Annotated in this window: 18 protein-coding genes, 2 tRNA genes and 2 rRNA genes; 15 read left to right on the top strand and 7 right to left on the bottom strand. The window is 60.6% G+C overall.

Annotated features, from left to right (window positions below; genetic code table 11):
- Positions 1-34: 34 nt before the first annotated feature.
- Positions 35-2881, bottom strand: a complete 2847-nt coding sequence (gene rapA, locus ACZ9A3_RS17480) for an RNA polymerase-associated protein RapA (RefSeq protein ID WP_258594625.1) — start codon at positions 2879-2881, stop codon at positions 35-37.
- Between the two features lie 119 nt (positions 2882-3000).
- On the opposite strand from rapA, the gene ACZ9A3_RS17475 reads away from it, so the two are divergent.
- From ACZ9A3_RS17475 to ACZ9A3_RS17445, 7 genes are all read left to right on the top strand, one after another.
- Positions 3001-3687 (top strand): M949_RS01915 family surface polysaccharide biosynthesis protein, encoded by a 687-nt coding sequence (locus tag ACZ9A3_RS17475; protein WP_258594623.1) that lies wholly within the window; start codon positions 3001-3003, stop codon positions 3685-3687.
- A gap of 91 nt (positions 3688-3778) precedes the next feature.
- Entirely contained in the window at positions 3779-4108 is a 330-nt protein-coding gene (locus ACZ9A3_RS17470) for a hypothetical protein (protein ID WP_045197844.1), read from the top strand.
- 76 nt (positions 4109-4184) lie between these two features.
- Positions 4185-4349 (top strand): hypothetical protein, encoded by a 165-nt coding sequence (locus tag ACZ9A3_RS17465; protein ID WP_093380215.1) that lies wholly within the window; start codon positions 4185-4187, stop codon positions 4347-4349.
- 134 nt (positions 4350-4483) lie between these two features.
- Positions 4484-4600, top strand: coding sequence for a cytochrome c oxidase subunit CcoM (gene ccoM / locus ACZ9A3_RS17460; protein WP_010221102.1), 117 nt, complete (start codon positions 4484-4486; stop codon positions 4598-4600).
- Between the two features lie 180 nt (positions 4601-4780).
- Positions 4781-6769 carry an FUSC family protein gene (locus tag ACZ9A3_RS17455; RefSeq protein ID WP_476252951.1) on the top strand — a complete coding sequence of 663 codons (1989 nt, stop codon included), beginning with the start codon at positions 4781-4783 and terminating at the stop codon, positions 6767-6769.
- Positions 6756-6962 carry a DUF1656 domain-containing protein gene (locus ACZ9A3_RS17450; RefSeq protein ID WP_045197848.1) on the top strand — a complete coding sequence of 69 codons (207 nt, stop codon included), beginning with the start codon at positions 6756-6758 and terminating at the stop codon, positions 6960-6962. The genes ACZ9A3_RS17455 and ACZ9A3_RS17450 overlap by 14 nt, the downstream gene beginning before the upstream one ends.
- Positions 6963-6973: 11 nt before the next feature.
- Positions 6974-7843 (top strand): efflux RND transporter periplasmic adaptor subunit, encoded by an 870-nt coding sequence (locus ACZ9A3_RS17445; RefSeq protein WP_093380221.1) that lies wholly within the window; start codon positions 6974-6976, stop codon positions 7841-7843.
- Positions 7844-7847: 4 nt separating this feature from the next.
- Here the strand turns inward: ACZ9A3_RS17445 and ACZ9A3_RS17440 are convergent, their stop codons facing one another.
- The gene (locus ACZ9A3_RS17440) at positions 7848-8606 is read right to left on the bottom strand and encodes an SDR family NAD(P)-dependent oxidoreductase (RefSeq protein ID WP_093380224.1); all 759 of its coding nucleotides are present in this window, start codon (positions 8604-8606) and stop codon (positions 7848-7850) included.
- Positions 8607-8731: 125 nt separating this feature from the next.
- Here ACZ9A3_RS17440 and ACZ9A3_RS17435 point away from each other — a divergent pair, with 125 nt between their 5' ends.
- Positions 8732-9649 (top strand): LysR family transcriptional regulator, encoded by a 918-nt coding sequence (locus tag ACZ9A3_RS17435; RefSeq protein ID WP_093380227.1) that lies wholly within the window; start codon positions 8732-8734, stop codon positions 9647-9649.
- Here the strand turns inward: ACZ9A3_RS17435 and ACZ9A3_RS17430 are convergent.
- Positions 9588-10802 (bottom strand): GAF domain-containing sensor histidine kinase, encoded by a 1215-nt coding sequence (locus tag ACZ9A3_RS17430; RefSeq protein WP_045197854.1) that lies wholly within the window; start codon positions 10800-10802, stop codon positions 9588-9590. The two genes, ACZ9A3_RS17435 and ACZ9A3_RS17430, sit on opposite strands and share 62 nt — an antisense overlap.
- Positions 10803-10991: 189 nt before the next feature.
- Between ACZ9A3_RS17430 and ACZ9A3_RS17425 the strand changes: the two genes are divergently transcribed.
- Positions 10992-11315 carry a DUF2025 family protein gene (locus ACZ9A3_RS17425; protein WP_045197857.1) on the top strand — a complete coding sequence of 108 codons (324 nt, stop codon included), beginning with the start codon at positions 10992-10994 and terminating at the stop codon, positions 11313-11315.
- A 34-nt stretch (positions 11316-11349) separates the two neighbouring features.
- Here ACZ9A3_RS17425 and ACZ9A3_RS17420 read toward each other — a convergent pair whose 3' ends face one another.
- Complete coding sequence (locus ACZ9A3_RS17420; protein ID WP_476252950.1) at positions 11350-12792, bottom strand: amidase; 1443 nt, start codon at positions 12790-12792, stop codon at positions 11350-11352.
- Positions 12793-12897: 105 nt separating this feature from the next.
- Between ACZ9A3_RS17420 and ACZ9A3_RS17415 the strand changes: the two genes are divergently transcribed.
- Positions 12898-13479 (top strand): TetR/AcrR family transcriptional regulator, encoded by a 582-nt coding sequence (locus ACZ9A3_RS17415; RefSeq protein WP_045197861.1) that lies wholly within the window; start codon positions 12898-12900, stop codon positions 13477-13479.
- Here ACZ9A3_RS17415 and ACZ9A3_RS17410 read toward each other — a convergent pair.
- Together ACZ9A3_RS17410 and ACZ9A3_RS17405 are read right to left on the bottom strand one after the other, a co-directional pair.
- Positions 13476-16058, bottom strand: coding sequence for a bifunctional diguanylate cyclase/phosphodiesterase (locus ACZ9A3_RS17410; protein ID WP_476252949.1), 2583 nt, complete (start codon positions 16056-16058; stop codon positions 13476-13478). The genes ACZ9A3_RS17415 and ACZ9A3_RS17410 overlap by 4 nt on opposite strands.
- Before the next feature lie 58 nt (positions 16059-16116).
- Entirely contained in the window at positions 16117-17190 is a 1074-nt protein-coding gene (locus tag ACZ9A3_RS17405) for a diguanylate cyclase (protein WP_093380235.1), read from the bottom strand.
- Positions 17191-17319: 129 nt separating this feature from the next.
- On the opposite strand from ACZ9A3_RS17405, the gene ACZ9A3_RS17400 reads away from it, so the two are divergent.
- Positions 17320-18420, top strand: a complete 1101-nt coding sequence (locus tag ACZ9A3_RS17400) for an MBL fold metallo-hydrolase (RefSeq protein WP_476252948.1) — start codon at positions 17320-17322, stop codon at positions 18418-18420.
- On the opposite strand, the gene ACZ9A3_RS17395 is transcribed toward ACZ9A3_RS17400, so the two are convergent.
- A complete protein-coding gene (locus tag ACZ9A3_RS17395) occupies positions 18417-19310 on the bottom strand; it encodes a formate/nitrite transporter family protein (RefSeq protein WP_476252947.1) in 894 nt (297 codons plus the stop codon). The two genes, ACZ9A3_RS17400 and ACZ9A3_RS17395, sit on opposite strands and share 4 nt — an antisense overlap.
- A 676-nt stretch (positions 19311-19986) precedes the next feature.
- Between ACZ9A3_RS17395 and ACZ9A3_RS17390 the strand changes: the two genes are divergently transcribed.
- From ACZ9A3_RS17390 to ACZ9A3_RS17375, 4 genes are all read left to right on the top strand, one after another.
- Positions 19987-21523 (top strand): 16S ribosomal RNA (locus ACZ9A3_RS17390).
- Between the two features lie 85 nt (positions 21524-21608).
- Positions 21609-21685 (top strand) — tRNA-Ile (locus ACZ9A3_RS17385).
- A 10-nt stretch (positions 21686-21695) separates the two neighbouring features.
- Positions 21696-21771, top strand: a tRNA-Ala gene (locus ACZ9A3_RS17380).
- A gap of 222 nt (positions 21772-21993) precedes the next feature.
- Positions 21994-24883, top strand: a 23S ribosomal RNA gene (locus ACZ9A3_RS17375).
- The 16S and 23S rRNA genes sit together here with 2 tRNA genes alongside, the layout of an rRNA operon.
- The last annotated feature ends 51 nt before the right edge of the window (positions 24884-24934 follow it).

Genomic DNA, 24934 nt, shown 5'->3' with positions numbered 1-24934 from the left:
GACTCGACTTGACCCGCGATTGAACCGATGCAAATTATCCGGCGACCAGCACCCGAATCGCTTCCAGGCGCAGCGCCGCTTTATCAAGCATCGCCAGGCCTTGTTCACGCTGCTTGCGCAGGGCGTCGATTTCGCTGTCGCGAACGGTCGGGTTGACCGCTTGCAGGGCGATCAGGCGCGCCAGCTCTTCATCGGTTTGCGCCGCCAGCCGGCGTTGGGCTTCGGCGACACGTTCGGCATGGCGCGGCATGATCTTGGCTTCGCCGTCGTTGATCCGCGGCGCCAGCACGTCGCGCTGGGCCTGGATGAACTTGTTGGCGCTGGCCTTGGGCACGCTCTCGAGCTGGTCGTTGAGGGTCTCGAAGGACACCCGCGAAGCCAGGTCGTTGCCGTTGGCGTCGAGCAGGCAGCGCAGCGCGGCCGGCGGCAAGTACCGGCCCAGCTGCAGGGCGCGCGGAGCCACCACTTCACTGACGTACAGCAGCTCCAGCAGCACGGTGCCGGGCTTGAGCGCCTTGTTCTTGATCAGCGCCACCGAAGTGTTGCCCATCGAACCGGACAGCACCAGGTCCATGCCGCCCTGGACCATCGGGTGCTCCCAGGTGATGAACTGCATGTCTTCACGTGACAGCGCCTGGTTGCGGTCGTAGGTGATGGTCACGCCTTCGTCGTCGCCCAGCGGGAAGCTGGCGTCGAGCATTTTTTCGCTCGGCTTGAGGATCAGGGCGTTTTCCGAGTGGTCTTCACTGTCGATGCCAAACGCGTCGAACAGGGTTTCCATGTAGATCGGCAGGGCGAACTGGTCATCCTGCTCAAGGATCGCCTCGACCAGCTCCTGGCCTTCACCGGCGCCACCGGAGTTGAGCTCCAGCAAACGGTCGCGACCGCTATGCAGCTCGGCTTCGAGGCGCTCGCGTTCGGCATGGGCCTCGTCGACCAGCGCTTGCCACTCATCGTCATCGCCGCTTTCGAGCAGCGGCAGCAGGCGCGGGCCAAACTGGTGCTGCAGGGCGTTGCCGGTCGGGCAGGTGTTGAGGAAGGCGTTCAGGGCCTGGTTGTACCACTGGAACAGGCGCTCTTGCGGGCTGTTCTGCAGGTGCGGCACGTGCAGCTCGATGGTGTGCTTCTGGCCGATGCGGTCCAGGCGGCCGATTCGCTGCTCGAGCAGGTCCGGGTGGGCTGGCAGGTCGAACAGCACCAAGTGGTGGGCGAACTGGAAGTTGCGGCCTTCACTGCCGATTTCCGAGCAGATCAGCACCTGGGCGCCGAATTCTTCGTCGGCGAAGTAGGCCGCAGCGCGGTCGCGCTCAAGAATGCTCATGCCTTCATGGAACACCGTCGCGGGGATACCGGAACGCACGCGCAGGGCGTCTTCCAGGTCCATGGCGGTTTCGGCGTGGGCGCAGATCACCAGGACCTTGACCCGCTTGAGCATCTTCAGGGTGTCGATCAGCCAGTCGACCCGAGGGTCGAAGCGCCACCAGCGCTCTTCTTCGCTGCCTTCGCTCTGGGACTGGAAAGCAACCTCAGGGTACAGCTCGGCGTGCTCGCCCAGCGGCAGCTCCATGTACTGGTCGGGGTTGGGCAGCGGGTAGGGGTGCAGGTTGCGCTCAGGGAAACCCTGGACCGCCGCGCGGGTGTTACGGAACAGCACGCGGCCGGTGCCGTGGCGGTCGAGCAACTCGCGAATCAGGCGGGCGCTGGCCTGGGTATCGCCATCGTTGACCGCAGCCAGCAGGGCTTCGCCTTCGGCACCGAGGAAACCCTCGATGGTGGCGTGGGCCTTGGGCGACAGGCGGCCTTCGTCGAGCAGCTCCTGGACCGCTTCGGCTACCGGGCGATAGTGCTCGCTTTCGGCGCGGAACGCGGCCAGGTCGTGGAATCGGTTCGGGTCGAGCAGGCGCAGGCGCGCGAAGTGGCTGTCCTGGCCCAGTTGCTCCGGGGTCGCGGTGAGCAGCAGCACGCCGGGGATGACCTCGGCCAGTTGCTCGACCAGGGCGTACTCGGGGCTGACCTGGTCTTCATGCCAGACCAGGTGGTGCGCCTCGTCGACCACCAGCAGGTCCCAGCCGGCGGCAAACAGCGCGTCCTGGGCCTTTTCGTCTTCAGTCAGCCATTCCAGGGCAACCAGCGCCAGTTGGGCATCCTCGAAGGGGTTGCTGGCGTCGCTTTCGATAAAGCGCTCGGCATCGAACAGCGCGACCTGCAGGTTGAAGCGCCGGCGCATTTCCACCAGCCACTGGTGCTGCAGGTTCTCCGGGACCAGGATCAGCACACGGCTGGCGCGGCCCGAGAGCAACTGGCGATGGATCACCAGGCCGGCTTCGATGGTCTTGCCCAGGCCTACTTCGTCGGCCAGCAGAACCCGCGGGGCGATACGGTCGGCCACTTCACGGGCGATATGCAACTGGTGGGCAATCGGTTGCGCGCGGGTGCCGCCCAGGCCCCAGAGCGACGACTGCAACTGACGGCTGGTGTGCTCGAGGGTGTTGTAGCGCAACGAGAACCACGGCAGCGGGTCGATCTGCCCGGCGAACAGGCGGTCACTGGCCAGGCGGAACTGGATGAAGTTCGACAGCTGGGTTTCCGGCAGGGTACGCGCCTGGTTCTGCGCGTCGAGGCCGTGATAGACCAGCAGGCCGTCGACATCCTCGACCTCGCGCACGGTCAGCTTCCACCCTTCGAAATGGGTGATCTGGTCGCCAGGCGAGAAGCGCACCCGGGTCAGGGGCGCATTGCGCAGGGAGTACTGGCGGGTGTCGCCAGTGGCCGGGTAGAGCACGGTCAACAAGCGGCCGTCCTGTGCCAGAACGGTCCCCAGACCTAGCTCGGCTTCGCTGTCGCTGATCCAGCGTTGCCCCGGTTGATACTGCTGCGCCATACTGCCTGACTCCCGCCATGAAAAAGCCGACTATCTTAACGGATAGCTCTGTGCAGACCAAAGAGTCTAGCAACTTCATCGACGAAAACCGCTGTCGCCATTGAGGGCCCGATACAGCCATGCCGATCTCCAACCCGTGGTTCATCCGAACGCTGGCCGTGGCGGGCGTGCTTCTGCTGGCTGCCTGTGACAACAAAGGTTTCGAAATTCTGGCGCCGATTCCCGCTGCGCAACTCGAGGCCCTGGGCGTGCAATCGCCGGTGCAGAGCGTGCATTACCACGACCGCGAGGGCGAAGGTTTGCTGGTGCTCAGCCGCAATGACGACCAGGTCAGCGATGAAGAGACCGATCAGGACGTCGATCGCGTGGTGCTCACGGCAACGCTGTATGAGCGCCAGGGCGATGACAGCTTCAAGCCGCGCTGGAAGATCGAGAACGAGACCACCTGCTCCGGGCTCGACCTGGATGTCGGCTTTTATACCGACGTCAGCGGCGTCAGTGACCTCGACAACAACGGCCTGGCCGAGCTGACGGTCGCCAGCCACGCCTTTTGTGGCGGCGGCGTCGACCCCCATGAACTGCGTGTCGAGTTGCGTGAGGGCCAGGCCAGCTATGCTATCAATGGCCAGTCGCTGATCGCTATCGAGGGCGAGCAGCCATATGGCGGTGAGCGCGAAGACAGCCCGTCGCTCAAGGATGCACCACAAGTGTTGCGCGATCACGTGAACGACGTCTGGAACAAAGTGCTCAAACGGCCGTGGAGCGAAGCCCAGCCCGCCCCGACGGACGAGGACGAAGAACAGTAGCCGGCAACTGTGAAGCGCCCCGCACATTTTGCCGGCACTGGCTCAAGGCCCGTGGCCATCAGCCGACACACTGGCGACAGGAGATCATCCCATGCTGCCGCCCCTCATCCCGCTCAGTGCTGCACCCGTGACACAACAACTGGACCCGGTAAAGCCGACGCCAGACATCAAGCCCGTGGTCCCGGCGCAACCGAGCTCCAGCGACAGTACCATTGACCTCAAGCAGCGTGACCCGGAGCAGGCCGCGATCCTCTTGCGCGAAGAGCAGCGCCGTCAGCAGCGCCGACGCCCGTCGAGCCAGGACGAAGAGCTGTACCAGGCGTTGCCCGGCGATGAAGTCAACGCCGACAACACCGTGCCGGTGGCACCCTTGATGGGTGAGCAGCCGCGCCAGGGGCTGCTGGTGGACATCGAAGTCTGAAGATACAAGCGCCACTGGTCAGCGCCGGCTGCAGCCTTCATGATTGCAGCACTGCAGTCAGCTTTCCGAGCCCGCCATGAGCCAAGAAAACAACCTGATCGACCTCGGTGCCGAACGTGCACGCCGGGTCCACGACCTCAATGAAAAGCGTCTGAACGAAGTTCGTCAGGCGTTCGAGCAGGCCATGCCGCTGGGCAAGGCCAAGAAGAAAAAGCCCAAGGGCAAACCCAAGAAGCGCTGAAAACTTGATGCAGGTCAAGCCTGCACCCGCCTTGCGCGCCCGGTTCCGGGCGCTATTGACCTCGGTCAATTTCCTCCCCCGAACCATTCGCTACCTTAAGCCCATCGGACAGGTTCAGGCGAATGGAGGCCGACATGTTCTTCGATAATGTGGTTATCGCTGGAGTGATTACGGTCGGTCTGATGCTGATGTTCTTCGTCGGATTCGGAATTTTCATCTGGAAAGACTCGAACAAGCGCAAAGAGCGCTGATCCTTTCCAGTCACGAGCACGCAAGGCATTTAGGGCGACTTCGGTCGCCCATTTTTTTGTCTGGTGAAAAAACCTTTCAGCACCTCTGGACTATTAATAGTTAGCTAGCTAATAATTAAGCCCTGAACTTCTCGCTTCATCCTGACTATCTTTACTACACCGTCGTTCAAGGTGCGTCCCGTGCCCATCACGTTGCAGGCCCTGCTGGCGCCAAACAAAACCGCTGTGCAATTTGCCCTCAAAACCCTGCTCGGTGGCGGCCTGGCCCTGTGGCTGGCGCTGCGCTGGGGGCTTGAGCAGCCGGCCTGGGCACTGATGACCGCGTTCATCGTTGCCCAGCCGCTGTCGGGGATGGTGGTGCAGAAGGGCCTGGCGCGCCTGCTCGGCACCCTGGTCGGCACGGTCATGTCGGTGCTGTTCATTGGCGCCTTCGCCCAGACCCCGTGGCTGTTCCTGTTCGCCCTGGCCTTGTGGCTGGCGCTGTGCACCGCCTGCTCGACCTTGCTGCGCAGTGCCTGGGCTTATTCGTTCGTGCTGGCCGGTTACACCGTGGCAATCATCGCTTTGCCGGCCATCAACCATCCGCTGCTGGTGTTCGACCAGGCGGTGGCGCGCTGTACCGAAATCTGCCTGGGGATTGTCTGCGCCACGGCCACCAGCGCCTTGCTCTGGCCGATGCGCGTCGAGCAACAGCTGAGCGGGCAGGCGCGCCAGGCCTGGCAAAGCGGGCTGCAGGCCGCCAGCGCCGCCTTGAGTGGTGAAGAACAGGGGCGCAAGGGCCTGCTGGAGATTCTCGGGCGCATCGTGGCGGTGGATTCCCAGCGTGAACATGCCTGGTTCGAAGGCAGCCTCGGCCGTCAGCGCGCCCGGGCGATTCGCGGGCTGAGCCAGAAACTGCTGGTGCTGCTGCGCATTTCCCGTTCGGTGCGCCGGCAATGGCGGCAACTGGATGAACAGCAGGCGCAGCACCTGGCGCCGTGGCTGGAAGAGGTTCAGGCGCTGCTGGCCAGCCCCGACCAGGCCAGCCTGTTGCTGTTGCGCCAGCGTGTCTGGGATGCAGCCCACGATGAGCAAATCAGCTCCGCCGAGCATTACTGCCTGGCGCGCCTGACCTTGCTGCTGGACAACGCCATGGCTGCGACCCTAGCCCTGCGTGGGGTAGAGGAGGGCAAGCCGGCCGTCGATGTACCCGACAGCCTGGCGGTTCACCGCGATGTATCGCTGGCGCTGCTGTTCGGCTCGCGCAGCGCCCTGGCGTTCCTGGCCATGGCCAGCTTCTGGTTGGCCACTGCCTGGCAGGCTGCCCCCGGTGGCCTGGTGCTGACCTGCGTGGTCTGCAGCTTGTTCGCCAGCCGCGAGAATGGCGCGCAGATCGGCATGAGTTTTTTGCGCGGGATACTGTTGGCGATACCGGTGGCATTCGTGGTCGGGCAGATCCTCCTGCCGGAGCTCAGCGGTTTTGCCATGCTCTGCCTGGCCATGGGCGTGCCGCTGTTCTTTGGCGCCCTGGGCATGGCCAATCCGCGTATTGGCGCCACCGCTACTTCTTATTGCCTGCACTTTATCGTGCTGGTGGCGCCGCTCAATGTCATGAGTTTCGATGTCGCCAACTTCTTCAACAGCGCCCAGGCCATGCTCATGGGGGTCGGCGCCGCAGTGCTGGCGTTCAAGTTGCTGGTGCTGCGCAACCCGGCCTGGCATGGCAAGCGCCTGCGCGCTGCCACCCAAAGCGATCTGGTGCGCCTGACCCGCTGCGACCTGCGCGGCGCCGACAGCTGGTTTGGTGGACGCATGGCCGATCGCCTGTTGCAACTGGCCCGGCACTACGGCGCCTTGCCCGAACAGGAGCGCGGGCGTTGGGACGATGGCCTGCACGGCCTGGATATCGGCGACGAGCTACTGCACCTGCGCATGTGCCTGGCAGTCGCCCAGGCGCCGGTGGCCGCCGCCGAGCGCCAGTACCTGCAACAACTTGAATCAGTATTGGCCAGCGGCCCGGCCCCGGGGCGTGGCCAGCGCCTGGATGCGGCCAGCGAGCAGTTCATCGACGCACTGCAGAGCGTGCCTTCGAGTGACCCGCTGCGCCTGGCCATCGGTGCTGTGCTGCAATTGCAGAAGAGCTGGGGCAAGTGGTGCCGTCGACAGGAGGAAATCCATGGGCTTGCGTGAATGGGCGCTGGGCGGTGTGTTGCTCAGTCCGTTTCTGCTGTATGTGTTGTTGGCCTTGCTGCTGACCGGGGTGTTGCGCCTGTTGTTGCGCTACACGCCGTTGGGGCGCTGGGTCTGGCATGAGGCGTTGTTCGACTGCGCGCTGTTCGTTTGTATTCTGACCCTGGTGACCCACGTGCTGGGGCCGTTATAAGGAGTGTGACCATGCGTGCTGCTGTACGTATCGCAGTAACCCTGTGCCTGGTGGCGGTGGCGATTTTTGCCGGCTGGAAGCTCTGGCAGTACTACATGCTCACGCCCTGGACCCGTGATGCGAAGATTCGCGCCGACGTGGTGATCATTGCCCCGGACGTATCTGGCTGGGTACGTGAGCTGAAGGTGCGTGACAACCAGCAGGTCAAGGCCGGCGAGTTGCTCATGTCGATCGACCGTGACCGCTTCGAGGCCGCCCTGGACAAAGCCAACGCCGTGGCCGAAACCCGCCAGCAACAACTGCGCCTGCGCGAACACGAAGCCTCGCGCCGTGCCGCCCTCGGCCCTCAGGCGATCAGCGCGGAACTGCGCGAAAATGCCCAGATCAACGCCGCCGTTGCCCGTGGCGAATTGCGCGAAGCGTTGGCTGAGGTCAAGGTCGCGGCCATCAACCTGGCGCGCAGCCAGGTCAAGGCGCCGCGCAGCGGGCATATCACCAACCTGCGCCTGGCCGAAGGCAACTACGTCAATGCCGGGCAGTCGGTGATGGCCCTGGTGGACGACTCGACCTTCTACGTCCAGGCCTACTTCGAAGAGACCAAGCTGCCACGCATCCGCGTCGGTGACCCGGTCAAGGTCTGGCTGATGAGCGCTGGCGAGCCTATGCAGGGGCATGTCGAGAGCATCAGCCGCGGCATCACCGACCGCAACGCCAACCCCGACAGCCAGTTGCTCGCCGAAGTAGAACCGACCTTCAACTGGGTGCGCCTGGCCCAGCGCATTCCGGTGCGGATCAAGCTTGATCAGGTGCCTGAAGGGGTCAACCTCAGCGCCGGCATGACCGCCAGTGTGCAGGTGCGCGAGGACCAAGTGCAGCGCTGAGCGCTTAAAGAAACATGCCGCCGGAGACTTCCAGACGCTGGCCGGTAATCCAGCCGCCGCCATCGCCAAGCAACAGGGCAACTGCGGCGCCGATGTCGTCTGGCAGGCCGACCCGGCCCAGGGCGGTGTTGCCGGCGATAAAGTCATTGACCTCGGTGTTGTCACGCACCACGCCGCCGCCGAAATCGGTTTCGATCGCCCCCGGGGCGAGGATGTTGACGCGAATGCCACGCGCCCCTAGCTCTTTGGCCTGATAGCGGGTCAGCACCTCCATGGCGCCTTTCATGGCCGCATAGGCGGCATAGCCGGGCAGGGCAAAGCGGGTCAGGCCGGTAGAAATATTGACGATCCGGCCCTGCTCGGCAATCAGCGGCAGCAAGCGTTGGGTCAGGAAGAACGGGCCTTTGAGCTGGATATTGAACAGCTGCTCGAACTGCGCTTCGCTGGTTTCGCTGAACGGTGCATTGATACCGATGCCGGCATTGTTGACCAGAAAGTCCAGCTGCTGACGGCCAAACACCTGTTGCAGGGTGGCGCTCAGCTGGTGGGCAAAGGCCTCGAAGCTGGCGCTATTGCTCACGTCCAGTTGCAGCATGGCCGCTCGAACGCCGCTGGCCTCAAGGGTTTTGACCAGCGCCTGGGCTTCGTCGGCCTTGCTGTGGTAGGTGCCGATGATATCGATGCCCTGGGCAGCCAGGTGCTGGGCGGTGTTCTTGCCCAGGCCGCGGCTGGCGCCGGTGATCAATGCGATTTTGCGGGTCATGGTGTGGTCCTCGTGGTCGAACCGGTGGCTGAAGTCGGGAGGAGTTTATTGGTCGCACATGGGCTGATAAATCCACCGAAATCGGAAATACTGGTCGGATAATCCGAACAGTTGGATGCCCCTTCATGAACAAGCTGGAACTGCTGCGCACCTTTGTCCGGGTCAGCGAGCTGGCAAGTTTTACCTTGGCCGCCGAGAGCCTGGGGTTGCCGCGCTCGAGTGTCTCCGAACAGGTTCAGGCCCTGGAAACGCTGCTTGGCGCGCGCCTGTTCAATCGCACCACGCGGCGGGTGCAGGCGACCCAGGATGGCCTGCAACTGTACGAGCGTAGCAAAGACCTGCTGGGGCGCATGGATGAGCTGGAGGGGCTGTTTCGCACGGATGCCGCCGCCCTCAGCGGACGCTTGCGCATCGATCTGCCGACCTTGGTGGCACGGCGCATCATCTTGCCGAACTTGCCGCAGTTCGTTGACCGCCACCCGGGCCTGACCCTGGAAATCAGTTGCACTGATCGCCAGGTCGACCTGCTGCGTGAGGGTTTTGACTGCGTGCTGCGCATCGGCATGTTGAGCGACCTGAACCTGGTCGCCCGGCCCCTGGGTAGCTTGCCCATGATCAACTGCGCGAGCCCCGCCTACCTGCAGCGCTTTGGTACACCCACCCGCCTGTCGGACTTGGCCAACCACCAGTTGATTCACTATGTGAGGCAACTGGGCGCCCGCAGCCCGGGCTTCGAATATCAACAGGATGGCGCCACGCGTTACCAGGCCATGCCCGGGGTCATCACCGTCAACAGCAGCGAAGCCTACGAAAGCGCCTGCCTGGCCGGGCTGGGGCTGATTCAGGCACCGGCCGCAGGTTTGCGCGAGTACATCGAGCGCGGCGAGCTGGTACCGGTGCTGCAGGCCTTCAATGCGCCGCCGATGCCGGTGTCATTGCTTTACGCCGGGCAACTGCACCTGCCGCAACGGGTGCGGGCTTTCATGGACTGGCTGGCGCAGTTGCTTCAGGCACCACTCGATCAAGCGGCAAGCGAAAGGTAAACAGCGTACCGGCTTCGGCGCTCGACACCACCTCCATGCGTCCGCCGTGGGCCAGGGCAATCTGGTTGGCGATATACAGGCCCAGGCCCAGGCCGGGTTGCGGCGCATCATCGCGTGGCCGTGAAAAGGGCTGGAACAACTGCGCCATCACCTGGGGTGCAATCGGTTCACCGAGGTTGTGCACACCGAGGACGAACACCCGCTCGCGGATATCGGCCATGACATTTACCGGGCTGTCGGCGGCGCCGTGGGTGAGGGCGTTGGCAATCAGGTTGGACAGCAATTGGGTGACCCGTTCACGGTCGCATTGGATGTCGCCGAGATCGCCGATGTTCAGCCGAATCAAGCGCTGCGGATGCACCCGTTGCAGCTCCGAAGCCACGTGGCTGAGGGCGTCGGCTAGATCCGGGCAGGGTTGGACGTTGATCATGATGCCGTTGCCCAGGCGGCCACGGGCAAAGTCCAGGACATCGCGGACCAGCTGGTTGGCGCGCCGGCCACAGGTCAGGATGTGCTGGGCGATGGCGCGGCTTTTTTCGTCTTGCAGGCGCTGGCTGAGCAGTTCGGCACCGGCGGTGATGGCGAACAGCGGATTGCGCAGGTCGTGGCCGAGCACGGCGATGAACTGTTCACGCAAGTCGGCGATGGCGCGTTCTTCTTCCAGGGCCTGTTCGGTTTGCTGGGCGTTCTCTTCGCTTTCGATCTGGATCGACAGCAGGCGGGCGAAGGACTCCATCATCGGCTGGATGGCGCTGCCTTTGAGATTGGCCGGCAATGGGTCGAGGGCGCAGATGGTGCCGAAGAAGCTGCCGTCGGTGCGAAACACCGGCACCGAAATATAGCTTTCGAACTTGTAGATACGCGGGGTGTGGTGGTTGCAGTACAGCTCGTCTTCGCTGGCCTTGTCGATCACGATGGTCTGGTGGCTGGCGCGGATCTCGTGACACAGGGTGGTGATCAGGTCGAGTTCGCCGCCGACCTCCAGGCCAAAGCCCAGCGAGTCGAGCACCGCGCAGGCCGTCCAGCTGCTGTCGGTGACCCGGGCGACGGCGGCGAAACGCAAGCCGGTGGTCTCGCAGATCACCTGCAGGATGGCCGGTACTGCGTTGATTCGGCTGATCGTGGCGATATCGGAAGTGACGGCGGTGCTCATGAATCATCCACGTTCGCTGACTACTGGAAGGCGTTGAGAAAGATAAGTCTAGCGAGCAACTGCCGCTTGGGTAAAAAAATCCTTTACCGAATGCGATGAATTTCCATTAACCTTGATCCCCGAGTTGCCCGCCAGAGCGCAACCCCTATCGCCCAGCGTGCCAATCCCCTTTTTCAAGTGAGGTTTGACATGCACATCACATCCCAGGATATCTGCGCCGCTGCTGACCAGCTCAAGGGCTTTGTCGGCTTTCATCGCAAGCTTGGCAAGCACATCGTGCGTTTCAGCGAAGACTCGTTCGGCATGGACGTGGCTGACGATAGCATCACCCCGAGCAACGAATTCGTCTGGCAGGCCGCCGAGGCCGAGGTCATGACCTTGAGCCGAGCCTTGATCGAGATTCTTCTGGCGCAGAACGTCGATGAACGGTTGAATGTGACCGAGCCGCTGCGGGTTTACCTGCGCCGCAAGGATTTGCCGGAGATCGCCGCGCAGCGACGGCTGCGGGCCTGAGCGGCCACATCGCCGGCGTTGCCGGCGGTGCTTTTCAACTATGCGCCGCCCAGACCGGCGGGGTGCGCCCGCGCCAGGGCAACGCCTGCTCCAGTTGCCCGGCCAGGCTCAGCAGCAGGCGCTCCCCCGCAGCCCCGGCGGTAAACTGCATACCCACCGGCAAGCCGCTGGCCGGATCCTGATACAGCGGCAGCGACATCGACGGCGTACCGCCGATGTTGGCCAGGGCGGTGAAAGGCGAGTGGTTGAACACCCGGTGCATCCAGCCCAACCCGTCGAGCTGTTCCTGGCCGGCGTTGTAGGCGCCGATCACCGGCGGCAACTGGCTCAGGGTCGGGCTCAGCAACAGGTCAAAACGCTTGAAGAACCCGCCCAGTTGCCGGCTGACCTGATTGCGCTGGTCCATCGCCGCCAGCAGGTCGGTAGCCGGCAGCGCCTGGCCGTAACGGTGAAGCGCCAAGGTTGCCGGTTCAAGCCAGTCAGCATCGAGCGGGCGACCCGTCTGGGCACTCAATGCGTCGAGCCAGGCTGCGGTATTGCTGGCCCAGAAGCGCGCGTTCATCTCGACAAAAGCATCCCACGACAGGCCGATGTCCAGGTCTACCTGATCGCACTGGTGGCCAAGACCTTCAAGGGTGCGGACCAGGCCCTGTAGCGCCTCGAGCATCAGCGGATCGCTGCGCTGGCCATTGAGCGGATGCAACTGCACGGCAATTTTCAACGGCCCAGGCGCTTGCTTGAGCGCACTCAGGTAACTGCCCTGTGCTGGCGCCACCTGGAACGGGTCACCGGGTTCTGCCCCGGCCATGCAATCGAGCAGCAGGGCGCTGTCACGCACCGAACGGCTGAGCACCCCCTGTACCGCCAGGCCGTTCCAGGCCTCGTCCAGGAACGGCCCCATGGAAATCAACCCGCGGCTGGGCTTCAAGCCAAACAAGCCGCAGGCTGCAGCCGGCACCCGGATCGAACCGCCGCCATCGGTGGCATGGGCGACCGGCACCATGGCGCTGGCTACCGCTGCTGCCGAACCGCCGCTGGAGCCACCGGCGCTGCGGTTCAGGTCCCAGGGGTTGCGGGTCGGGCCGCACAGGCGCGATTCGGTGGTGGTGCTGATCGCCAGTTCCGGGACGGTAGTGCGCCCCAGGGTGAGCAATCCTGCGCGGCGAAACCGCTGCATCAGGAACGAGTCGGCACTGCTTCCGGTGCCCTGGGCCAGGCGGCTGCCGAACTCATGAGCACGGCCCTGCATGCTGATCGCCAGGTCCTTGATCAGAAACGGCACGCCATACAACGGACCTTCAGCAGCGCTTGGCAGAGGTTCGTCCTGCCAATGTTCAGCCAGCGCATTGAGCCGGGGTTCGACGTTGGCGATGGCCTGTCGCGCCGCCGCCTGCACTTCAACGGCACTGACTTGCCTTCGAGCAATCAGCTCGGCCAGGCCAATGGCATCGAATTGCACATATTCACTCACCTTCATTGCGCACTCCCGGGGCAATTGACGATAAAATACCGATGGGTATCGAGCGATACTCAAGAGTATAGAATGATACTGATTAGTATCGTCGTCAACCGGAGTTTGCCCATGCGTTCGCAACGAATCGCCCGCTTGCCCCCACGCGAGCGGGTCCTGGATGCCGCCCACGAGCTGTTTTTCAACGAGGGCATCAGCCGCGTCACCGTCGATGCCATTGCTGCCAAGGCAGAAACCACCAAGATGACCGTGTACCGGCATTTTGAATCCAAGGACGTGCTGGTAGTGGAGTGGTTGCGTCTGTTGATGGCCGAATACGATGAGCTATGGGCGCGCCTGGCCGAACAGTTCAACGGCCAGCCGACGCGACAGATCCTCGGATTTGCCGAATTCCTGGTCCAGGAACCGCTGCTGTCTTCGCACCGTGGCTGCGCCTATACCAACACCCTGGCGGAGTTGCCGGTGTGTGACAGCCCGGCACGCGAGTTGATCGAGGCGCACAAGCGTCGTCAGGCGGCGCGCCTGGTGCGCTTGTGCGAAGAGGCAGCGATGGTCGAACCGCAGCAGGCAGCGTTCGAGCTGACGCTGCTGCTTGAGGGGGTACAGATCGTTGCGCAGAACAAGGGCTTCGACCAGGTCGGGCCGAACCTGCTCAAGCTGGTGCGGGCGCGGTTGGGGTTACCTGCGGCCTAGGAGACGCTGGCGCGGTTGTTGGCGGCAGATTGCAGCAGCGCCTCGAAAGCCAGTTTGTCGATCGGTTTGCTCAGGTAGTAGCCCTGCACCTCGTGGCATTGCTCCTTGCCCAGGGCCTTGAGTTGCTGCTCGGTCTCCACCCCTTCGGCGGTCACGGTCAGGCCCATGGCCTTGCCCAGGTTGATGATCGCCTGCACCACGGCGCGGTCGTTGCCATCGCTGCTGAGCCCGGCGATGAAGCGCTTGTCGATCTTGATGCTGTCGAACGGGTAGGTACGCAGGTAGCCCAGCGACGAGTAACCGGTGCCGAAGTCATCCATGTTCAGGCGCACTCCCAGTTCCTTGAGTGCATTCATGGTGCCCAGCGCACCTTCGATATCGTTGAGCATCACGTTCTCGGTGATCTCCAGTTCCAGGCGCTGGGCCGGGAAGCCGGTCTCGACCAGAATCTGGTGAACATCCCTGACCACGTCGCTGCGCGAGAACTGCGCAGGCGAAAGGTTGACCGAAACCAGCAGGCCGGCCGGCCAGTTGCGCGCGGTTTCGCAGGCTTCGCGCAGCACCCAGCGGCCCAGGGGCACGATCAGGTCGGTCTGCTCGGCCAAGGGGATGAAGGTGTCCGGGCCTAATAGACCCTCGACTGGATGCTGCCAGCGCACCAAGGCCTCGACCGAGACGATCTCGAGGGTCTCGAGGCGGTAGCGGGGCTGGTAGTGAAGGATGAACTCGTTGTTTTTCAGCGCCTTGCGCAAGTCGTTTTCCAATTGGCGGCGGTACTGGATCTGCTCGTTCATCTCTGGCGAGAAGTAACGCCAGGTGTTCTTGCCCTCGGCCTTGGCCTGGTACAGGGCGATGTCGGCGCAGCGGATCAGCTCGCCGGCATCGAAGCCCTGCAGGCGCGTTTGCGCCACACCGAGGCTGGCGCCGATGTGCAGGGCCTGTTCTTCGAAGTAGATCGGCTGGTGCAGGCTGTCGATCAAGCGCGCGCAAAAGCGGTCGATTTCGTTGCGGCTGTCCATGCCGTTCATCACCAGCACGAACTCGTCGCCACCCAGCCGCGCCACCAGGTCGCCGTCACGGGTCGATTCGCGCAGGCGCGCGGCTACCTCAAGCAACACGGCGTCGCCGGCAGCGTGGCCGAGGGAATCGTTGATCGGCTTGAAGCTGTCCAGGTCAAGCAACAGCAAGGTCAATGGAGTGGCGTCCTGGCCCTTGAGCAATGCCTGATCAAGAAAGCGTGAGAGCTTGTTGCGGTTGGCCAGGCCCGTCAGCGCGTCGTGCATCGACAGGTGCTGGATGCGCGCATGGGCCGCCACCTCATCGGTAATGTCGCTGGCGGTGCCGCGATAGCCGACCAGCTTGCCATCGAACACGATCGAGCGCGCCGAGACCCGGCAGAAGCGCACCTGGCCGGTATGGTCGCGGTAGGCGCAGCGCAGGTTGGCGACCTGCTGCGAGTCGGAATCGGCCTGGTTGTCGAGCCACTGGATCAGCGGCGTGGTCTCGCAACTGAGCAATTGATTGAGCGGCTGGCCCAGCCAGTCTTCACTCTGAAAACCGGTCACGGCGACGAAGCGCTGGGACAGGTAGCTGAGGCGGTGATGGCGGTCGGTTTCCCAGATCCAGTCCGAGGCCGCCTCGGCCACGGCGCGAAAGCGTTGCTCGCTGGCTTCCAACGCCAGGTTGCTGGCTTGCAGGCGGCGCAGGTTGGCATCGATTTGCCGTGAAGTGCGCAGGGCATAGCGGAAGAAGTACACCATCAGCAGGCCCAGCACCAGCATGGCGCCAAGCAGCGGCGGCAACACGGCCCAGAGCAGTTGGTCGCCAGGGCGCGGGGTGATCCAGTCGAGCCGGTAGCCGGTGTCGCCGAGCATCAGGCTGGGCTGGTCCGCCAGCGGCGCGTCGGCTTTTTCGATGTGCATGCCGGCAAGGCCGACACCGGTGCCCAGGCGGGTGAGTTTTTCCGGGGTCAGCTGATCGACGAAGAGCATGACCGAGGTGGTTTGCGGGTCGATGCTCAGCACCTCGTCGTCCGGGCGAATGGCGGCGGCAACCAGCACGGCGGGCCAGCCGTTGAACAACACATGCTCGGTGATCTGCTGGCGCTCGGCTGCAACTTTGCGCGCCTTGGCGATAATCGGGCCCAGCGGGTTCTCTATATAGGTGCTCGCTGGCGCCTTGCTCAACTGGCCTTTGAACAGGGCGTATTTGGTGGTTTGGTCATCGACGACGAACACCCCTTCGTAGCCGCTGGCGGTGTACAGCGAATCGCCGACGTTCTTCTCGTCATAGGCCCAATGCAGGTCGGGGCTGGCATTGAGGTGCTCGTAAGCGGCGTTCCATACCGCATAGCTGGAGAGAAACTGGCGCGACGACTCCAGGCGCTGGTCCAGGGCTTTATGGGCGTAGAAACTGCTTTTTTCCCGCTCGTTGGCATTGAGCGTGGTGGCGATGTTGAACAATGCCCCCAGGGCGATCAGGCAGGCCAGGGCGAACAACGCGGCAATCGCGGCAATAAGCTTGCGCGTCTGCAGGCTGGGGCGCTGGCTGGCTGGCGGAACATCGGCAATCCTGTCCATACGCGAGCTGTTCCTTAATGAAGCAGCATCCCTGCGGCCGTACCGCAAGGACGAACGTTCAGTCAGGATAGGCCAGCTTCAGCGCGCTGAGGTCCGAATGGGCGAAATTGACCTGGTTACGCCCGGCTTTCTTCGCGCAGTACAGGGCTTTGTCGGCCTCGTTGAGCCAGGCTTCAGGGTCGGGCAGGGCCGCGCTGCAACTGGCCAGGCCGATACTGAGGCTGATGCGCAGCTCCGGCAGTTGCGGGTTGCGGTAGCTGCCAACCCGCTCGCGCAGGCGTTCCATGGCCTGACTGGCGTGTTCCATGCGGGTATCCGGCAGAATCACGCAGAACTCGTCACCGCCGTAGCGTCCGGCCAGGTCATCTTCGCGCAGGGTGCGTTTGAGCTCGTTGCTCAACTGGTGCAGGACGCAATCGCCGACCACATGGCCGTAGGTGTCGTTGATGGCCTTGAAATGGTCAATATCGATGATCGCGATCACCGCCTCGCGGCCTTGCTGCTGGCAGATCTGGAACTTGAGCTGCAGCAGGTCCTTCCACGAGCCGTGATTGAGCAGGCCGGTGAGGCTGTCGGTACGGCTCAGGGCGCTTAGCCGGCGCTTGTGCTCAGACAGCTTCATCGCCAGGCGGTAGCAGACCCAGCCAACGGCCATGGGATACAGGGTCAGCATCGGCAGGCAGGCATAGACCTGCAGGGTGCTGGCATGCAATTGCAGCCCGGGGCCGAACAGGGCCATCGACACCAGCATGCCCAGGCCCTGGATCAGCAGGCCCTTGATGAACAGGCGCTGGCCACCGGCAGCGAAGTTGTTCATGGCCATCATCGCCAGGATGGTCACGCTGGGCAGGGGATTGAACTGCAGGGTGGCGGTCCAGAACCCGCCCATCAGCGAGTCCAGTTGCAGGTTGCGGTACTCGGCGTGATACGGAACCTTGGCGCGCAAGGCAATCTGATAAGCCAGGTGCGGCCACACCAGGCCGTTGAACAGCAGCAGGCCCCATACCCAGGCGGGCACCGGCAGGCTGGAAATCCCGGCCATAACGCTGAGCATGCCGATCCCCAGGCCGATGATGCGCGGCAGGTAGATCCGCTGTACAAATGAAAGTCCCTTGCCGTTTTTCTTTTCCATCATGGATGCTGGTCTGTTCCGGGGCGCCGTTTATCGCATAAATGCTGTCAATATTGTTGAACAATCGCAGGCTGTTGAAAAATGGCCTTACAAGCCATTTCACGGTTGATGCAATCACTGTGGGGTACCATGAAACTTACCTTCATCCTTGGAGTGTTTCTGCTCATGGCCCCGCTGACTCCCCAGGCCGGTGAACCGGCGCAACGCCAGGATGGGCGTTATCGCAACCAGGCGCAGTTGCCCCAGGACGGGGTGATGAAAAAACTGCGTATCGGCCTCAAGTACCTGTTCCTGAAAAAGCCCGCCGATACCCGCCCCAGTGTCAGCATCGCCGTGCAGCCACTGAGCCGCCAGCAGTTGCTCGAGGCCCCGGACCACAGCGTCTGGCGCCTGGGGCATTCCACGGTATTGCTGAAACTGCGCGAGCGCTTCTTCATTACCGACCCGGTGTTCGCCGAGCGCGCCTCGCCGGTGCAATGGGCCGGGCCCCTGCGCTTTCACCCGCCACCGCTGAAACTCGAGGAGTTGCCGCCGTTGACCGCGGTGATCCTCTCCCATGACCACTTTGACCACCTCGACGAGCAGGCCATACGCCAACTGGCCGTTAGCGCCGAGCACTTTATTGCGCCTTTGGGGGTGGGCGATATTCTGATCGGCTGGGGCGTACCGGCGGCCAAGGTCAGGCAGCTGGATTGGTGGCAGGAAACCAGCGTCGAAGGTGTGCGATTTGTCGCCACCCCGGCGCAGCATTTTTCTGGCCGCGGCCTGTTCGACAGCAACAGCACCCTGTGGGCCTCCTGGGTGATGATCGATGACCAGCTGAAAGTGTTCTTCAGTGGCGATACCGGCTATTTCGACGGCTTCAAGGAAATCGGCAGGCAGTACGGTCCCTTCGACCTGACCCTGATCGAAACCGGCGCCTACAACGTCAATTGGCCTGATGTACACATGCAGCCCGAGCAAAGCCTGCAGGCGCACCTCGACCTGCGCGGGCGCTGGCTGTTGCCGATTCATAACAGCACCTTCGACCTCTCCACCCACAGCTGGCATGAACCCTTCGACCGTATCCTGGCCCTGGCCAACGCGGTGCAGGTACCTTTGAGCACGCCGCAGATCGGCGAGCGGGTCAGTATCGAGCAGCCACACAGCGGGCCGGCCTGGTGGCAGCCCAAGCCACAACGGGAATTACGCAAGGGCGGTGAGCGGGCGCTGGCGGCGCGCGAGCCCTAGGGCTCCTTGTCTGCCGACGGTTGTTTGTGCGGCTCACGGCGGGGCAGGGCGGAGGGTGGCTTGCCGCTATCGCTGCGCACCTGGGCGTGGCTGATCAGGGCGAATATAAAGCTGCCGCCTATGATGTTGCCGATCAGCGTCGGTGCTGCGAAGTCCAGCCAGAAGGCCGCCCAGCTTACCTCTCTGGCCCAGACCAGGTAGGAAACTTCCACCGAGCCTACAACAATATGGGTGAAATCACCCAGGGCCATCAGGTAGGTGATCATCAGGATGATCCATACCTTGGCAGTCTCCATCGACGGGATCATCCACACCATGGTGGCGATCATCCAGCCCGAGATGATGCCCTTGGCGAACATCTGGTTCAGGTCGTTCTCCATCACCTTGCGGCCAACGTCGAGAAAGGCGACGTCGGTCTTGCTGTCGAAGATCGGCAGGTTGAGCATCACGTAAGACACCAGGATGGTGCCGGCCAGGTTACCGACCAGCACCACCGACCATAAACGCAGCAAGCGGCCGAAGTTGCGCACGGTCGGTTCGGTCATTACCGGCAACACCGCCGTCAGGGTGTTTTCGGTAAACAGTTGCTGGCGGGCGAGGATCACCGCGAGAAACCCGGCCGAGTAGCCGAGGCTGGCAATCACTTGGCTGCTGTCGCCTTGCGGCAGGCGCGAATAGAACAGCCCCATGGCCATCAGCGACAGGCCCATGGTCAGGCCGGCAGCCAGCGCCGACCAGAACAGTGCGGCAATGGTGCGCTCCAGTTCCTGATCACCCTGATAACGAATGATCTCGTGTAGCACCGCCGCGCGGGGCGGCTGGTTGTGGCTGACTTCCTGCTCTTCGTCTGCAGACAGGCCCGGGGTCTTGCCGCTTTGCGCTTCACTCATGGCGGTGGCTCATCTTGTAGGGTGCCTTATCTACAGATCAACGCGGCTTTGAATAGTTGCTTTAAAGGATGGTAGCTGCAAGCTTCAAGCTTCAAGTTGAGCGCGGTGCTGCCGCTTTTACTTGCAGCTTGAAGCTTGTGGCTTATAGCCAAAACGCCCCCGCTGAAACAAAGTTGAAATAAGTCCTTGACGCCCCCGCGGATGTGTCTATAATTCGCCCCACTTCCGGCGCAGTCGGAACTGAAAACTCCTTGAGTTTCAAAGAGTTAGCGGTTCCAGGGTCATCCGGAGGTGCTTCGATCGAAAGATCGGCAGCGGTGAAAAAGGCAGTTGACAGCGGTTTGAAACGCTGTAGAATTCGCCTCCCGCTGACGAGAGATCGCAGCGAGTCAAGTGGTTGAAGTTGAAAGAGAAATTCTGAAAAACTTCAAAATAAACGCTTGACAGGCTCTGAGGAAAGCGTAGAATGCGCGCCTCGGTTGAGGCGAAAAGCTCTTAACCAACCGCTCTTTAACAACTGAATCAAGTAATTCGTGTGGGTGCTTGTGAGCTCAGACTGATAGTCAAAAAGATTATCAGCATCGCAAGTGGCTACACGAAAATCGAAAGATTTGAAAGTAAGTCATTTGAGATTGCTGAGCCAAGTTTAGGGTTTTCTCAAAACCCAAGCAGTATTGAACTGAAGAGTTTGATCATGGCTCAGATTGAACGCTGGCGGCAGGCCTAACACATGCAAGTCGAGCGGATGAGAAGAGCTTGCTCTTCGATTCAGCGGCGGACGGGTGAGTAATACCTAGGAATCTGCCTGGTAGTGGGGGACAACGTTTCGAAAGGAACGCTAATACCGCATACGTCCTACGGGAGAAAGCAGGGGACCTTCGGGCCTTGCGCTATCAGATGAGCCTAGGTCGGATTAGCTAGTTGGTGAGGTAATGGCTCACCAAGGCGACGATCCGTAACTGGTCTGAGAGGATGATCAGTCACACTGGAACTGAGACACGGTCCAGACTCCTACGGGAGGCAGCAGTGGGGAATATTGGACAATGGGCGAAAGCCTGATCCAGCCATGCCGCGTGTGTGAAGAAGGTCTTCGGATTGTAAAGCACTTTAAGTTGGGAGGAAGGGTACTTACCTAATACGTGAGTATTTTGACGTTACCGACAGAATAAGCACCGGCTAACTCTGTGCCAGCAGCCGCGGTAATACAGAGGGTGCAAGCGTTAATCGGAATTACTGGGCGTAAAGCGCGCGTAGGTGGTTTGTTAAGTTGGATGTGAAATCCCCGGGCTCAACCTGGGAACTGCATCCAAAACTGGCAAGCTAGAGTAGGGCAGAGGGTGGTGGAATTTCCTGTGTAGCGGTGAAATGCGTAGATATAGGAAGGAACACCAGTGGCGAAGGCGACCACCTGGGCTCATACTGACACTGAGGTGCGAAAGCGTGGGGAGCAAACAGGATTAGATACCCTGGTAGTCCACGCCGTAAACGATGTCAACTAGCCGTTGGAATCCTTGAGATTTTAGTGGCGCAGCTAACGCATTAAGTTGACCGCCTGGGGAGTACGGCCGCAAGGTTAAAACTCAAATGAATTGACGGGGGCCCGCACAAGCGGTGGAGCATGTGGTTTAATTCGAAGCAACGCGAAGAACCTTACCAGGCCTTGACATGCAGAGAACTTTCCAGAGATGGATTGGTGCCTTCGGGAACTCTGACACAGGTGCTGCATGGCTGTCGTCAGCTCGTGTCGTGAGATGTTGGGTTAAGTCCCGTAACGAGCGCAACCCTTGTCCTTAGTTACCAGCACGTTATGGTGGGCACTCTAAGGAGACTGCCGGTGACAAACCGGAGGAAGGTGGGGATGACGTCAAGTCATCATGGCCCTTACGGCCTGGGCTACACACGTGCTACAATGGTCGGTACAGAGGGTTGCCAAGCCGCGAGGTGGAGCTAATCTCACAAAACCGATCGTAGTCCGGATCGCAGTCTGCAACTCGACTGCGTGAAGTCGGAATCGCTAGTAATCGCGAATCAGAATGTCGCGGTGAATACGTTCCCGGGCCTTGTACACACCGCCCGTCACACCATGGGAGTGGGTTGCACCAGAAGTAGCTAGTCTAACCTTCGGGAGGACGGTTACCACGGTGTGATTCATGACTGGGGTGAAGTCGTAACAAGGTAGCCGTAGGGGAACCTGCGGCTGGATCACCTCCTTAATCGACAGACATCAGCTGTCTTATGAGCTCCCACACGAATTGCTTGATTCATTGAAGAAGACGATATCGGTAACAGCTCTTAACTGGGTCTGTAGCTCAGTTGGTTAGAGCGCACCCCTGATAAGGGTGAGGTCGGCAGTTCGAATCTGCCCAGACCCACCAGTTTCTTGTTGGGGCCATAGCTCAGCTGGGAGAGCGCCTGCCTTGCACGCAGGAGGTCAGCGGTTCGATCCCGCTTGGCTCCACCACCCCTTGCTACCGTGTCAAAGCTTAGAAATGAATATTCGTATCGAATATTGATTTCTGAACTTTTTCAGAATCGTTCTTTAAAAATTTGGGTATGTGATAGAAAGATAGACTGGACAGCACTTTCACTGGTGTGTGTTCAGGCTAAGGTAAAATTTGTGAGTAATTACAAGTTTTCGGCGAATGTTGTCTTCACAGTATAACCAGATTGCTTGGGGTTATATGGTCAAGTGAAGAAGCGCATACGGTGGATGCCTTGGCAGTCAGAGGCGATGAAAGACGTGGTAGCCTGCGATAAGCTTCGGGGAGTCGGCAAACAGACTTTGATCCGGAGATCTCTGAATGGGGGAACCCACTCAGCATAAGCTGAGTATCTTGTACTGAATACATAGGTGCAAGAGGCGAACCAGGGGAACTGAAACATCTAAGTACCCTGAGGAAAAGAAATCAACCGAGATTCCCTTAGTAGTGGCGAGCGAACGGGGACTAGCCCTTAAGTGGCTTTGAGATTAGCGGAACGCTCTGGAAAGTGCGGCCATAGTGGGTGATAGCCCTGTACGCGAAAATCTCTTAGTCATGAAATCGAGTAGGACGGAGCACGAGAAACTTTGTCTGAATATGGGGGGACCATCCTCCAAGGCTAAATACTACTGACTGACCGATAGTGAACCAGTACCGTGAGGGAAAGGCGAAAAGAACCCCGGAGAGGGGAGTGAAATAGATCCTGAAACCGTATGCGTACAAGCAGTGGGAGCCTACTTGTTAGGTGACTGCGTACCTTTTGTATAATGGGTCAGCGACTTATATTCAGTGGCGAGCTTAACCGAATAGGGGAGGCGTAGCGAAAGCGAGTCTTAATAGGGCGTTTAGTCGCTGGGTATAGACCCGAAACCGGGCGATCTATCCATGGGCAGGTTGAAGGTTAGGTAACACTGACTGGAGGACCGAACCGACTACCGTTGAAAAGTTAGCGGATGACCTGTGGATCGGAGTGAAAGGCTAATCAAGCTCGGAGATAGCTGGTTCTCCTCGAAAGCTATTTAGGTAGCGCCTCATGTATCACTGTAGGGGGTAGAGCACTGTTTCGGCTAGGGGGTCATCCCGACTTACCAAACCGATGCAAACTCCGAATACCTACAAGTGCCGAGCATGGGAGACACACGGCGGGTGCTAACGTCCGTCGTGAAAAGGGAAACAACCCAGACCGTCAGCTAAGGTCCCAAAGTTATGGTTAAGTGGGAAACGATGTGGGAAGGCTTAGACAGCTAGGAGGTTGGCTTAGAAGCAGCCACCCTTTAAAGAAAGCGTAATAGCTCACTAGTCGAGTCGGCCTGCGCGGAAGATGTAACGGGGCTCAAACCATACACCGAAGCTACGGGTATCACTTAGGTGATGCGGTAGAGGAGCGTTCTGTAAGCCTGTGAAGGTGAGTTGAGAAGCTTGCTGGAGGTATCAGAAGTGCGAATGCTGACATGAGTAACGACAATGGGAGTGAAAAACTCCCACGCCGAAAGACCAAGGTTTCCTGCGCAACGTTAATCGACGCAGGGTTAGTCGGTCCCTAAGGCGAGGCTGAAAAGCGTAGTCGATGGAAAACAGGTTAATATTCCTGTACTTCTGGTTATTGCGATGGAGGGACGGAGAAGGCTAGGCCAGCTTGGCGTTGGTTGTCCAAGTTTAAGGTGGTAGGCTGAGATCTTAGGTAAATCCGGGATCTTAAGGCCGAGAGCTGATGACGAGTTGCCATTAGGCGACGAAGTGGTTGATGCCATGCTTCCAAGAAAAGCTTCTAAGCTTCAGATAACCAGGAACCGTACCCCAAACCGACACAGGTGGTTGGGTAGAGAATACCAAGGCGCTTGAGAGAACTCGGGTGAAGGAACTAGGCAAAATGGCACCGTAACTTCGGGAGAAGGTGCGCCGGTGAGGGTGAAGGACTTGCTCCGTAAGCCCATGCCGGTCGAAGATACCAGGCCGCTGCGACTGTTTATTAAAAACACAGCACTCTGCAAACACGAAAGTGGACGTATAGGGTGTGACGCCTGCCCGGTGCCGGAAGGTTAATTGATGGGGTTAGCTAACGCGAAGCTCTTGATCGAAGCCCCGGTAAACGGCGGCCGTAACTATAACGGTCCTAAGGTAGCGAAATTCCTTGTCGGGTAAGTTCCGACCTGCACGAATGGCGTAACGATGGCGGCGCTGTCTCCACCCGAGACTCAGTGAAATTGAAATCGCTGTGAAGATGCAGTGTATCCGCGGCTAGACGGAAAGACCCCGTGAACCTTTACTATAGCTTTGCACTGGACTTTGAATTTGCTTGTGTAGGATAGGTGGGAGGCTTTGAAGCGTGGACGCCAGTTCGCGTGGAGCCATCCTTGAAATACCACCCTGGCAACTTTGAGGTTCTAACTCAGGTCCGTTATCCGGATCGAGGACAGTGTATGGTGGGTAGTTTGACTGGGGCGGTCTCCTCCTAAAGAGTAACGGAGGAGTACGAAGGTGCGCTCAGACCGGTCGGAAATCGGTCGTAGAGTATAAAGGCAAAAGCGCGCTTGACTGCGAGACAGACACGTCGAGCAGGTACGAAAGTAGGTCTTAGTGATCCGGTGGTTCTGTATGGAAGGGCCATCGCTCAACGGATAAAAGGTACTCCGGGGATAACAGGCTGATACCGCCCAAGAGTTCATATCGACGGCGGTGTTTGGCACCTCGATGTCGGCTCATCACATCCTGGGGCTGAAGCCGGTCCCAAGGGTATGGCTGTTCGCCATTTAAAGTGGTACGCGAGCTGGGTTTAGAACGTCGTGAGACAGTTCGGTCCCTATCTGCCGTGGACGTTTGAGATTTGAGAGGGGCTGCTCCTAGTACGAGAGGACCGGAGTGGACGAACCTCTGGTGTTCCGGTTGTCACGCCAGTGGCATTGCCGGGTAGCTATGTTCGGAAGAGATAACCGCTGAAAGCATCTAAGCGGGAAACTTGCCTCAAGATGAGATCTCACTGGAGCCTTGAGCTCCCTGAAGGGCCGTCGAAGACTACGACGTTGATAGGTTGGGTGTGTAAGCGCTGTGAGGCGTTGAGCTAACCAATACTAATTGCCCGTGAGGCTTGACCATATAACACCCAAGCAATTTGAGCGAAAGCCAGATTGCGGTGTTGTGAAGACT

Source organism: Pseudomonas sp. TE4620, from assembly GCF_056279045.1.
This window is presented reverse-complemented; position numbering and strand designations above follow the sequence as displayed.